10 protein-coding genes and 1 pseudogene are annotated in these 12,884 nt (G+C 45.8%); 5 read left to right on the top strand and 6 right to left on the bottom strand.

The features are described 5' to 3' along the window. A pseudogene (locus QT974_RS20625) lies at positions 1-1,231 on the bottom strand (RNA-guided endonuclease InsQ/TnpB family protein); the annotation flags it as partial. A 251-nt stretch (positions 1,232-1,482) separates the two neighbouring features. On the opposite strand from QT974_RS20625, the gene QT974_RS20630 reads away from it, so the two are divergent. The 4 genes from QT974_RS20630 to QT974_RS20645 all read left to right on the top strand — a co-directional run bounded on the left by QT974_RS20630 (position 1,483) and on the right by QT974_RS20645 (position 3,681). Then, complete coding sequence (locus QT974_RS20630) at positions 1,483-1,683, top strand: helix-turn-helix transcriptional regulator (RefSeq protein WP_333470291.1); 201 nt, start codon at positions 1,483-1,485, stop codon at positions 1,681-1,683. 86 nt (positions 1,684-1,769) lie between these two features. Next, positions 1,770-2,078, top strand: a complete 309-nt coding sequence (locus tag QT974_RS20635; protein ID WP_333470292.1) for a hypothetical protein — start codon at positions 1,770-1,772, stop codon at positions 2,076-2,078. Between the two features lie 12 nt (positions 2,079-2,090). Beyond that, positions 2,091-2,573, top strand: coding sequence for a hypothetical protein (locus tag QT974_RS20640; protein WP_333470293.1), 483 nt, complete (start codon positions 2,091-2,093; stop codon positions 2,571-2,573). A 4-nt stretch (positions 2,574-2,577) separates the two neighbouring features. Next, positions 2,578-3,681: a formylglycine-generating enzyme family protein gene (locus tag QT974_RS20645; RefSeq protein ID WP_333470294.1), complete on the top strand. Its 1,104-nt coding sequence runs from the start codon at positions 2,578-2,580 to the stop codon at positions 3,679-3,681. Positions 3,682-3,703: 22 nt separating this feature from the next. Here the strand turns inward: QT974_RS20645 and QT974_RS20650 are convergent, their stop codons facing one another. Then, positions 3,704-6,097, bottom strand: a complete 2,394-nt coding sequence (locus QT974_RS20650) for an ATP-binding cassette domain-containing protein (protein ID WP_333470295.1) — start codon at positions 6,095-6,097, stop codon at positions 3,704-3,706. A gap of 89 nt (positions 6,098-6,186) precedes the next feature. Between QT974_RS20650 and QT974_RS20655 the strand changes: the two genes are divergently transcribed. Further along, positions 6,187-7,785 (top strand): serine/threonine-protein kinase, encoded by a 1,599-nt coding sequence (locus tag QT974_RS20655; protein WP_333470296.1) that lies wholly within the window; start codon positions 6,187-6,189, stop codon positions 7,783-7,785. A gap of 136 nt (positions 7,786-7,921) precedes the next feature. Here QT974_RS20655 and QT974_RS20660 read toward each other — a convergent pair whose 3' ends face one another. The 4 genes from QT974_RS20660 to QT974_RS20675 form a co-directional block, all read right to left on the bottom strand. Next, on the bottom strand, positions 7,922-9,577 hold the full coding sequence (locus QT974_RS20660; RefSeq protein ID WP_333470297.1) for a trypsin-like peptidase domain-containing protein: 1,656 nt from the start codon (positions 9,575-9,577) through the stop codon (positions 7,922-7,924). A 111-nt stretch (positions 9,578-9,688) separates the two neighbouring features. Continuing rightward, complete coding sequence (locus tag QT974_RS20665) at positions 9,689-10,474, bottom strand: S1 family peptidase (protein ID WP_333470298.1); 786 nt, start codon at positions 10,472-10,474, stop codon at positions 9,689-9,691. Between the two features lie 31 nt (positions 10,475-10,505). Beyond that, positions 10,506-11,066 (bottom strand): COP23 domain-containing protein, encoded by a 561-nt coding sequence (locus tag QT974_RS20670; protein WP_333470299.1) that lies wholly within the window; start codon positions 11,064-11,066, stop codon positions 10,506-10,508. A 304-nt stretch (positions 11,067-11,370) separates the two neighbouring features. Further along, the gene (locus tag QT974_RS20675; protein WP_333470300.1) at positions 11,371-12,657 is read right to left on the bottom strand and encodes a Glu/Leu/Phe/Val family dehydrogenase; all 1,287 of its coding nucleotides are present in this window, start codon (positions 12,655-12,657) and stop codon (positions 11,371-11,373) included. Positions 12,658-12,884 lie beyond the last annotated feature (227 nt).

Below are 12,884 nucleotides of genomic sequence, written 5' to 3' on the forward strand. Positions count from 1 at the left end.
CACTTTTACTTTGAGCGGATTAACCCGCCTCGGCCCAAGTACGCAGCTCTCTATCAAGAGAGCTAAACGCATTTGGGATTGCTTTTCTGAGAATGTTGTAGGAAGCATTTATGTCAGAATTAATTAACCGACCCGTCGATGTTTTGTACAAACCTCGCTTGATTCGCCTACCAGTGAATACAGGCTTTTTTCGGTTTTTCCATAAACAGGAATTGGGTCTAAGCCCAGGAAGTTAGCTTTGGAGGTAAAAGATTCTTCCTGAATGATTACTTTGATTCCGACCAGAAAAGCTTTGTATTCTAACATCTCAATTAATCGAGAGTGAGGAATACTAACAAAGTTTTGATTGGTTTGTTTACCTAGATTGATATCGGTTTTCCACTGTGCATTTTTGCCAATTACCAGCGTTCCAATTTGGTTCACTACCAAATGGTCAATAATTACACGACTGGCTTGATGCAAGTAATTATCGACTTTCTGATTGCGGCAGCGAGTTAAGCGTTGAATGCGTGACGAGGTTTTGCGCTCCCCTTTTAATTGAGATTGTAATTGTGATGAGCGTTTGTTGTAGAACTGGTTAATCGATTTCAATGGTCGCCCGTTAACCAACAGAGGGGTAAAGCCCGGTTGATTTGAAGTTAACGCCACTAAATTGTCCAGTCCCAAATCTATACCGGCTACAAAGTTGTTGTCGGGAGCGGTGGACTCCGGTTCATCATAAATTACCTCAATCACATAAGAATCACATTTCGGAATCAGTCTAACTTGACATATCCGCTCTGGATTTACTTTCGTTTTGATGAAAAGTTCAGTACCAGAAAGTTTAATGATTCCGTTCCTCAACTGTTTGCTGCTAATCGCTTGAATCGTGTAAACGAGAAGGTTTCTACCTTTAACCTTGTCTTTGTATTTAGGTAACTTTGGACGACCAGTGAATTTTGAAGAATCAACTTTGTAAGCTTTAAGGGCTTCAAAAAACGATTTCCAATTTTTGTCCAACACCATCAAGATTTGCTGACTTACTTTAGCTGGCATTGCCTGATATGATTCATGAAATTTCATCAATCGGTTCATTTCGTTGTAATTGACTCGGGCCCCACCCATAAATAAAGCTCTGACGAATGACGTAATTAGCGGCATTGTAGAGATTTTTGGATTTAAAGGCTAGTGAGTCAATTTGGGCGAAACGATGTTCTGTGGATTTGATGATATGTCTCTCTGTTAGCTGCATTTGAGACTTCCGTTGTTTGAGTTGTACTTATTCCTTGTTCAACACTCAGGGCAATATGATACCATTGTTGTCTATAATTGCTTATAAACTCAATGAAGTTTTACAATACGTATGGGAGCCAGAGCCAGTGCTGATAGGTTGGTAGCCGGGACGCACTGGCTTTCTGACGAATGTGATGTTCTCATCTCATACTACGGACAAATTTTGGTTAAGTAAAGTTAACCATAGGAATTCTGAAATCGGTACAGTGAATGAGTAGTGTGGGGGAAAAACTGAAACAGCGACGGCAATCGCTGTCTTTGACGCAACAGCAAGTTGCTGATGAATTGGGCGTGACTGTAACCACTGTGAAAAATTGGGAAGCGGGCCGACATATTCCAAAGTTGTATTTAGAACAGACGAAAGCATTGTGCGACCTGCTGAAGCTTTCCTTAGATGAACTGGTAGATTAACTTGCGGTTGCAGAAACTGCTGCGTGCAATAGCGGTATTGTATAATTTGATTAGCCTGGTTTTTAGAGTTTGTGACTAATAGCAACATGATAAGAGGTGCGCTTCCAGATGATATTCCCACCAATTTACAAGAACAAATACTGCTGCAAGACGCTAAGGCTCAACCTGCCATCATGATTCAAGGTGGCTCCAAGAGACCGCTAGGAGATGCTCCCAGATTGGTTGCACACTATGGCGGTCAGCCTGAAGATTGGTATAAAATGGCTAGTAACCAAACCGCGATTATCGAGGGATATGTGGCTGAAATCCATTGGTATAGAAATGCCAGCACTCTCCAAAATGTGGAGTACAAAATCAAACGTACATACCCCAAAATAGCACCTAAAAACCAGTGAGGTTAATATAATATGAAGATTCGCTGCATTGCCAACCAAGGGGCTTATCTGCCGGAAAATTACCTAAATACAGCCTTAGATATCACAAAAGAAACTGAATTTAAACTGATAGTAGGTAAAGAGTATATTGTCTACGCTATCTCGGAATGGCAAGGGAATTTATCGTATTGTATTTGCGACGAGCGGTATACTTATTATCCCATACACAATCCGGCTCCCTTATTTGAAATAGTCGATGCCAGATATTCTCGGTACTGGCAAGTGCAATTAGCAACTAACGGTTTGTTAGAGATTGCTTTTGAGCATTGGTTTTCCATACCTTATTTTTACGATAAACTAACGGACGGAGAAGAAGAAACTCTTTTGATTTTTGAGAAAATGAAAGAACTCATGGACGCTGAAGCTGCAATTCCTCAACCCCAACCTTTCTCAGTGGAGGAATTGCTCGCGATGCCGACCTTGCAGCCGGATCGACTAGCAAAAGTCCCTGGTTGAAATCATGTCAGACAATCAAAATGAACCTAGAGAATACGATGCAGTCAAAGGCGGTCAAAATTCAATTCCGGTCAATGCTGCGGTACTCGGAGGCATTTCTGGCGTTAAAAGCCGCTTGGCTTCGCCCGCGATCGAAGTTAGAATCGCCGCACTCTCTGAAGCGTTGAAATATGGAGAAGTAGGGGTAGATTTGATAATTGGAGCATTGCAGGATAAGTTAATGCAGGTGAAATCTGCTGCTTTTTCACTGCTGAAAGATAGGGATGAGGAGAAGACAAAACAATGTTTACAAAAGTATTTTCCTATCTTTGAATTTGATGTCATCACAGTCGATGCGTATGGAAAAGAAAACAGCCGCACTAAGTCATTTGCTCACTTTTTTCCTGAAGACTTAGGTAACTCAATTGTACTGGAAATGGTTTACATTCCTGGCGGCACATTTATGATGGGTTGCCCCAACGACGAAGAGGGAGTAAATTATCAGCAAAGTCACCAGCATCAAGTCACAGTACCCACTTTTTATGCAGGCAAACACCCCATCACCCAAGCACAGTGGCAAGCAGTCATGGGAAACAACCCATCGGATTTTAAAGGTGAAAAACGTCCTGTAGAAAATGTATCGTGGGATGATGCCGTAGAATTCTGTGGCAAACTCTCGCTACAAACCGGGAAAAAATATCGCCTCCTGAGTGAAGCAGAATGGGAATACGCCTGTCGTGCGGGTACAACAACCCCATTTCATTTTGGGGAAACCATTACCCCGGAATTAGTCAACTATAACGGATACGGGCCCTACGCAAAGGCCCCCACAGGACTTTCCCGTCAACAAACAACCGATGTCGGGAGTTTTCCCCCCAATGCCTTTGGACTGTGCGATATGCACGGCAATGTTTTCGAGTGGTGCAGCGATACGTGGCACGAAGACTGTAACGGTGGACCAACTGACGGAAGTTCCTGGGAAACTGACGGCATAAGGGATGGTCGAGTGGGGCGTGGCAGTTCCTGGTTCAATACTGCGATCTTTTGCCGCAGTGCCTATCGTGCCATGGGTTGGGTGGGCCTTCGCTCCCCGTTCGCCGGTTTTCGCGTAGCCCTGGATTTCGCGTAGTCTCCGTAGCCAGATTTCCTACTTATTTGAAAATATCTTTCCGCTTCTGCAATAGCAAAGTAGCGGTCAAATAAACTGCTGCGTGCAATCCTAAAATTCCCCAATTCAAAGCTAAGTTTTGCCAAGTCGGTTCGTAGACGGCGCTTTTCTCGAATAGCTGCGGTAAGATTGTACGATCGGGCAATTCGATCGGCTTTGGCACCATCGCGTTCACGTTAACCAAGCTACCGTAAGCCCCGACAGACCAACGGCTCACCGTCAACCACGACAGATACTGACCGATTTTCTCGATTTTAAACAAACTTCCCAGACTGAACAAGACTCCCGAAAAAATAATCTGCGGCACTAACAGCAAAGGCAAAGCACTGTTGGCCTGACTGCCATTCTTTACAAACGCCGATACCATCAACCCCAAACTCATGCTAGCCAGCAGCGTTAAAAATGTCGTAATTGCTAAACCCAGCGCCCAAGAAATTGCATCGGGATTCGGCTGTTTAAAGCCAATTAAAATTACTGCGGTCATCAGCACTGTTTGCAGCAGTGCCAATCCCGCCAGCACTAGAATTTTGGAACCGACATAGGGCAGCAAACCTAAATTTACCAATCTTTCTCGCTGATAAATTGCCGATTCTTTAACAACTTCTTGCAAAGAACTTGACAAGCCGACCCAAATAGCTGCGGATGTAAATACAAACAAAATTCGCAGTGCTAAAAAAGCCAGGGCTGGGTCATCTTCTGTACCAGTAACTAATGGCTCTACATCTTTGATTCCCGCCAGCAAAATCGGGCAAACGGCCGCAGTTAACAGTCCCAGACCAACATTAATCGGGTCGCGTAAAGTTAGCTGAAAATAGCGATGGGCGAGCAATAAAAGTTGTTTAATTGCGGAGACTCTGGCGGGTTGGGAAAGTTTCGCGGGAGGAGCTTGTTTTTGCGGTGCTTTTGGACTCAGGGGCGCGGCAATGTAGCGTTGGTGATAAGCGGAATTGCGATATTTGTTTGCCCATTCTTTGATAACTGTTTCGCTGGTTTCTAGCTGGTTGTAGATTTTGGCAAAGTCTGCTTGACCTACTCCAAAAAAGTTGGGGGCATCTGCTGGCGGGCCGAAGTAGCAAAGGTAGCCGTTGCGGCCGAGAAAAACTAGCCGATCGCACAAATTGACATTTGCTGTAGCGTGGGTCACTAAAACCACCGTCCGCCCTTTATTTGCCAACTTTCGCAGCAGTTCCATCATTGTTTTATCCAACCCAGGATCGAGTCCGGAAGTCGGTTCGTCCAAGAAAAACAACTTTGGATCTGCCAACAACTCGACACCGATGCTAACCCGCTTTCTCTGGCCGCCGCTGAGTTTTTTGATCGAAATATCCCGCTTGTGCGACATATCAATATCTGCCAGCGTCTTTGTCAAAGCTTGCTCGACATCAGTATCCGGCGGCAGTCGCAATTTAATTGCATAAGTCAGGGCTTCTGCGACGGTCAATTCGCCGTGAACTACATCATCTTGCGGTACGTAACCGATTAAAGAACTGTAGGATGCAAAGTTTTTTCGCAATTCTTCTCCGTTGACATAAACTGCGCCGCGAGTTGTGGTTTCAATTCCCAGCAAAGTCCGCATTAATGTAGATTTTCCCGCGCCGCTACCTCCGACTAATGCCACTAACTGTCCGGGTTCAATTGTTAGGGAAATATCGTTAACAAAAGGTCGAACTAAGTTAATTGCTTCTAAGCGGATCGGATTTCCCGGATCGAGGACGGTGATTTCTTCATTTTGATAAATTAGCAGAAAAGGGCCGATGCGAATTTTGGCACCTTCGGTTAAAACGGCTGTTTTTTTGACGCGTTGGCCGTTAATAAATACGCCGTTGGCGCTGGTGTCTGTGAGAATGTATTCTCCGCGTTTGTTGGAGTCGATCGTACAGTGGGTGCGGGAGACGATCGGCGAATTTAACTCTAGTGTAGAAGTGCGATCGCGCCCCAAGACGACCGATCGATTTCTCAGAGACACAGACTCCCGCGAACCCAAAACGGCCAGCGCCGGACTTCCGGGATTGAAATAAGTTACCCGCACCGGATTTCTCAAATCTTTACCGACGCGCAACTCGACTCCGTGCTCCAAAACCCAGCCTTGATTCGGAGTTACAGGAGTTTCAGCAGGAAGTACAAATAACCCGCCAGTGCTCGGTTTGACGCCATCACCGTCATAGATGCGGTAGTCGTCTCCTTCTTGGCGCAAAATAGCTTGACATCTCGACAGTTTCTCCCAGTCTTGAGGAACCAGCAAGTCAGCTTTGTCGGGAGCTCGCCCCAGTGCGTGTTCAGTCTTTGTCAGTTCCAAGCGTACCACTTCGCCTTGATAGTCGATTTCTAAATAGGGGCTGGCGATTAAATTTGTTTTTTTGTGGGTGTAACCTGTCATAGGATTTTAGGTTTGAGATTTTTGATTTTAGATTGGGCGAGAATTCAGTATTCAAAACATGAGTAATGTTATATCATGTTTAATAATCAATGCTGACAAGCACCGCACTAATTCCCAGCTATCCCAAATTAGATAGCTTCCAGGAAGCTGCTTTGGCACTAGATACTATTTCTACCAAGCTAATTCCTCATACCATGAACTACAGCTACTGTATTAATCCCAATTGCCGCCATTCAGAAAATATTGATACTATCAAGTTTTGCCAAAGCTGCGGCTCAAAGTTGTTAATAGACGAACGCTATCGGGTAATTACTATTTTGGGACAAGGAGGCTTTGGCAAAACTTTTGAAGTCAGAGATAGAGACCAAACTCGGAAAGTTTTAAAAGTTCTGATTAACAACGATCCTTTGGGGGTGGAACTGTTTCAGAGAGAAGCTCATGTTTTGCAGCGGCTGAAGCATCCAGGACTCCCGAAAGTAGAACCCGATGCCTATTTTACTTTCAAGCCTAACGATACAAGCAATTTGTTGCACTGTCTGGTGATGGAGAAAATAGAAGGTAAGGATTTGCAGAAGTGGTTGGAATCTCACAACTACCAACCTATTTCCTCGGAAGTCGCTATCGACTGGTTGACGCAACTGACGGAAATCTTGAATCTCGTTCACAATCAAAATTATTTTCACCGGGATATTAAGCCACAAAATATTATGTGCCGCTCTAACGGGAAATTAGCCTTGATTGATTTTGGGGCGGTGCGGGAATTCACAGAAACTGTTCACAGAAACAGTGGAGAGGTGACAAGAATTTCTTCAGCGGGTTACACTCCGCCGGAACAAAGAAATGGCAAGGCTGAGCCGCGATCGGATTTTTTTGCTTTGGGCCGGACTTTTGTGTATTTGCTGACGGCTCAAGAACCGAGAATTTTGCAGGACGATCCGCGATCGGGTAAATTGATTTGGCGGACTTTGGCGACTCAAGTATCGAAGCCGGTAGCGGATTTGGTGGACGATTTGATGGCTCATTTTCCGAACGGGCGGCCGAAAGATACGCAAGTTCTTTTACAGCGTTTGGGTAAAATGGTCGATCGAACATTTACATCTACCACTACGAAAACTCGTGCATTTACTCTGGGATGGAAGCCCGCTTTAATCGGACTCGGAGTTGCAGGGGCGATCGCAGCTTCCGCCTTCGCAATGCAAAATTTCTCTAAAAGTCACTCGGAAAAGTTATTAATTTATCAAAGTTCTGCCCATAATTTTAAAATCAAGTATCCCGATAAGTGGGAAAAACAAGAGTTACAAAACCCAGTTATTAACGATGTGGTTGTATTCATTGCACCCAAAAAAAGTTCTGCCGATTCTTATCAAGAACAAATTACTATCAGTATCGAAGATTTACAACACAAGCCAATGTCGCTCGATCAGTACAATAAGTTTTCTCTCGCTCAAATTAAAACTAATTTTACTGATGTTAAAATATTAGAAGAAAAATCTAAAACCGTGGCTAACAATCGAGGGTATACTGTAGTTTTTGATGATAAAGACGGACAAACTAATACCAAAAAAATGCAAACTTGGACGTTGATGAATAATAAAGCTTACGTAATTACTTACACGGCGGAAAAATCAGAGTATTCGGAATATTTGAAAACTGCTGAAGCCATGATGAATTCCTTGGAAATTAACTAATTACGTTGTTTTTAGCAAGCAATGCTAGTCCTTATTTTTTAAGATAAGAGAGGACTAAAGTCCGAACGATCGAACTAATTCGATCGTGCGGACTTGGGTCCTTATTTTCCAAGATGAGAGAGGACTGAAGTTCTCACTACGAACCTGCTTGATTTTGCCACTTTTTGCCGAAATCAGTCAGCGTTTCTTTGGGAATTTGCTGTTGCAACCATTCCAAAGCTCGATTTTGGTGGGGGTGGAGACCGGTGCGATCGTACACTTTGCAAACATCCACCAAATTTATCGGTTTGTTACCTGCTCTTGCGATCAATTGAGTGCGCCACTCTTGGGCAAATTTCTCCATGGTTTGCGCAGAAATTCGACCCTGCAACCACTCTAATGCTCTCTCTTGGTGGAGAGTTTGACCCGTGAGGTCGTAAGTGTTGCAAACATTTACTAAGCTCAAAAACCCGATCGACCCGGAGGCCCTAGTTTGAGGTGGATTTACTCTGGCTGCGGGAGTAGGTGCAGGCCTTGTCGCAGGTGCAAGCTGGGTTACTACGTTTTGCTGCGGCAAACTGCTGGCTGTCTTGCGTTCGGTACCCACACCGCAAGCTAAATTATTTCTGCCGTAAGTCGGATCGGAAGGGCGAACATTGATTGCTGTTGTGGCTTCGCAGACAATCGAGACAGTCGCCGGATTGCTTAAACTGGCGTTTTCCTCCAAGAAAATTGCTCCCACATAAGCTTTCTTGTCGGCAGACTTAGGTATTGCGTAGTGAAAAGCGCCTCTGGTAGTGGTGCGAATTGCGAAGTTGTAATCCTGTGGCAATAAAATACTAAAGCTTTTGGCGATCGACGGCACAGAATTGAGAAAATCGCGGTTGCGAACCACATAGGTTTGCTGGCCGCGAACCATTGAACTAATTGCCGACTCCGCAGGTGATTGTGCTTCTCTAGCGACAATGGGTTCTGGTTCTGGCACTAAAGCCTGCGGCTGTTGTACTTCCGGCGGCTTGGCTGCGGGTGCGGGCGCTGGTGCTGGTGCGGGCGCTGGTGCGGGTGCGGGTGCTGGTGCTGGCGCTATCGGCGGTGGGGGTGCTATTGGTACGGGGGGGTTCTGGGCTGAGGTCGATCGAGCGTCGCGACTTATTTGGCCGCGTCTCGCCAGAAATATCTCAAAAGGAACGCCGTAATTCTCTACAGCCTGTTGAAGCCGCACGTCAGCTTTGCCGTGAGTTGCTACCACACGGCCGTTGCTGTCGAGCACCGGGCCGCCGCTCATACCGGGGAGAGAGGCGCCGTCGTAGGATAGTTCGTAACCTTCACGAGAACCGGGGGCTCTACCGTTGACGTTGGCAGGGTAAAAGCGGTAGCCGCGTTTGGTATCAAATTGTCCGGGACTGGGATAGCCTGCTACATAAACTGTTGACCCAGGCTGCAAATTTGCAGAGGTCGCAGTTTGAGCGACTCCGTAGTTATTCTTGCTTTGGAACTGCAACACTGCTAAATCTGTTCCCGGCACGTTTATGGCTTCGTAGATTTTGTAGCGCATCCCGTCGCCAGTTTGAATAAAGCATTCACCAGTAGTTGCTACGACGTGATTGGCAGTGAGGACAGTATAATTTTCACCTTGACGCTCAATTATCGATCCCGATCCCTGACAGTCGCCAGCGATCATTACTGTAAATTTTTTGGCAATTTCCCCGATTTCGGTTCGTTCTAGTGCTGTTGCTGGCAAAATTTGCGCTGAGACGACGATCGCCACCGCCCCTACCAATGTTGTTGAAATTCTGCTATAAAATTTTGTCATTGTCCAATTATTTAGTTTAGTTTAAGCAATAGTAGGGCGGGTTTGTAGATATTTTCGATCGCTCAAATCGCCCCCAAGCCAAAGCACGAAATATCGCACACTCAATCGCGCCTATTTTTTCACAGAATTAGTTGTCATTTCCAGCCCTGAAGGTGCTAGCTGCTTGAAAGTGTCGATCGGAATTCCCCAACTGTACTTGCTCATCTCCTCCCGCAACGCTGCATTCGGTTCAGTGCCGTCTTTATACTGATAGGGGTCTCCCCACAACGGGTAAGCATGGACGCCGTTAACGCCCACCAGCTCGCCGCGAGAGTTCAGCAGCGGCCCACCGCTCATGCCTTTTTCTATATCGTTGGTGTAACCAATTTGATAGCCGCCTTCCAAAGCTTTGTCGAGCACCCGCCAAACTTTGCCGGTTTTGAACACAAATCCTCGGTCTTTTAAACCTTCTTCTGTAAAAGGAAAACCGCCTGCAAATACTGCATCCCCAACTTTCGGCACAGCACCCGGCTTGGCTGTGCTGTATTCAGTGCTGCTAGTAAAGCGCAACAATGCTAAATCGTTGCCTTTAAAATTAGCGTCTTTGACGAAGGTTGCAGAGTAAATTTTATTGTCTGGAGTTTGGATTTGGTAAGGAGCTTTTCCGGCTTTGAGGACGTGTTCGTTAGTCAGTACGGTGTACTGCGAGCCCTGCTTGCGAATGGCGATTCCTGTTCCTGCAACTTGTCCAGACAATCGCACCCTGACAGCTATAGACTCAGCTTGCTGCTGCAATCGCTGTTGCGACATTTCTCCTTTGAGTTGTTTTAAGGAATTTTTGGCAGGCAGAAGTTGTGCCGGCAGCACCATTGAGATGCCGCTGATACAAGTTGCCAAGATTAGTGAACGCCAATCCATGTTTGTTTAGCTCGCAGTTTCTTTGCTACTTTTACCACAAACGCTCGTTGTCTGGTGGTTCGTTTTCAAACAATAGATTGAGATTGACATTAGCAAAGCCATTTTCGTATGTTACCAGTTGCTTTTCCCCACTCAGGTAAAGCGGCTGCTTGGAGGCGCGGTTGCGCGTGTTGAGCATGTCTTCGAGAATCTGGTTGGCATTGTTGGGCCGGGGTACTGTCAGCACTACTGCTTCGGGACTCGAACAGTTGCCGCTACCTCTGGCTTTATCGACGCACAATACTTGTTGACCGTTGAAAGTCCCCGCTCTCATGAAGTTGAGCTGTCCGTTGTCGTTAAACCGCTGGAATCGAGACGATACGTCTTCGCAGCGCCGCTTGGGAGTCCACCCGGAAGCTGAGAAAGCTTCATTGTTCCAAACTATCAGGGATACGGGGCCTTTAGCGGCCGTGCGGACAATGGTTGCTGGTTTGCCTTCGCTAATCCCGCAGAAAAATTGATTTCTGCTTTGAGCTTGGCTCGGCTGCGAGAAGACAGCCAACGTACCCATAACGATCGCGGCGGCGGCAGTGCCAAATAACGGTTGTCTCATGGGGTAGCCTATATAGTTTTAATCAATGACAGTTTTTTACGTTCTCTCCTGTTAAACTCGATCGAGTTAAAAGGAGACCCCTTGTCGCATTTAGTTATTAAATCTAGCGACCCTTAACATTTAACTCTACAGTATTCAATAATATTAGTCAATCTGCTTGCCGCAACTTTTTGATGATTAGCTGCCTGTTCTGAGCCTCGCCGAAGCCCGCCCCACAATCATATTTAATCTTTTTTTGTGGAACAAGCTTCTAGACTGTTTTTGTAGAACAGGCTTCGACGCTGTGCGATCGCTCGCACTTTTGTCAACCGTTTAGGTAATAATCCCGAGTGCCCTTAGCATTCATCGCTTCTCCGAGGCGGTACAAACCGTACACGTATGCCGCGGTTCTCATACAAACCGACAATTCCTGAGATTTTTGCCAAATTGCCTCAGTTTCCTCGACCATTTTGTGCTGCAACCGCCCGTTAACTTCCTCCAGCGTCCAATACAGCCCGCTGCGGTTTTGCACCCACTCAAAATAACTCACTGTCACGCCGCCTGCATTGACTAAAATATCAGGGATTACCTGAATCCCCCGGGCTTCCAAAATCAAATCAGCAGCAGAATCAATCGGCCCGTTAGCCACTTCAAAAATAAACTTAGCCTTGACATCATCGACATTTTGTGCAGTGATTTGATTCTCTAAAGCTGCTGGAATTAACACGTCTACATCTAATGCTAAAAGTTGCTCGTTTGTCAAGACTTCGTGTTCGACAATATTGCAGACAGAACCTTCGCAGTAAATAGCTTTGATACCTTTGTTAGATTCTTTGAAACGCCGAATGCTGGGAATGTCCAGCCCTTGTTTCGCATAAATTCCGCCTTGGGAATCGCTGACAGCCACAACTTTGTAACCTGCTTTCCAGAGCAATTCTGCTAATTCTGCTCCGGCATTGCCAAAACCTTGTACTGCTACAGTTGTCTCGCCCGGAATTCGGTTAAATTTAGGCAGGAGATTTTGAATTACAAAAAAAGCGCCCGTTGCGGTGGCAGTATCTCTACCCAAACTACCGCCGATTGTGACTGGTTTACCTGTTACTACCGCCGGACTTAGCTGCCTTTTAATAATACTGTACTGATCCATCATCCAACCCATAATCATGGGATTGGTGTAGACATCCGGTGCGGGAATATCGATATCGGGGCCGATGAAATCTGCGATCGCATCCACGTAACCCCGGCTCAACCTTTCCAATTCGAGTTTGGACAATTCTTTGGGATTGACAGTAATTCCGCCCTTAGCTCCCCCAAACGGTATGTTGAGAACTGCACATTTAAATGTCATCCAAAATGCCAAGGATTGCACTTCATCGAGGGATACTTTCGGGTGGTAGCGCACTCCTCCTTTGGACGGCCCTCTGGTATCGTCGTAGCGCACGCGATAACCTTGGAAAATTCGCAGGGAGCCGTCGTCCATCCGCACGGGAATTGATACTATTAAACTGGATTTGGGATGTTTTAGCCGCTCGATTGTATCCTCGGAAAGGGATACATATTTTAAGGCTCGTTCTAATCGGCGGCTGGCATCGGTAAATAGTGATTCAGACATAATAACAGTTGACAGTTGACAGTTGACAGTTGACATAATAACAGTTGACAGTTGACAGTTGACAGAAGGAAGAAGCTAGAAGCTAGAGGAAAGACGGGAAAAGGAAGGAAGAAGAAGGGTGCATCTGGCGCAAGGAAAATATATCGCTCCGGGGCGAAGCATGACCGCAGTCAATATGAGATTATAACTAATAACTTATATCCGGTCATGCTTCTTCAGGCTTCAAA

This window comes from Microcoleus sp. BM001215392 (assembly GCF_036700185.1).
Classification (GTDB): domain Bacteria; phylum Cyanobacteriota; class Cyanobacteriia; order Cyanobacteriales; family Microcoleaceae; genus Microcoleus.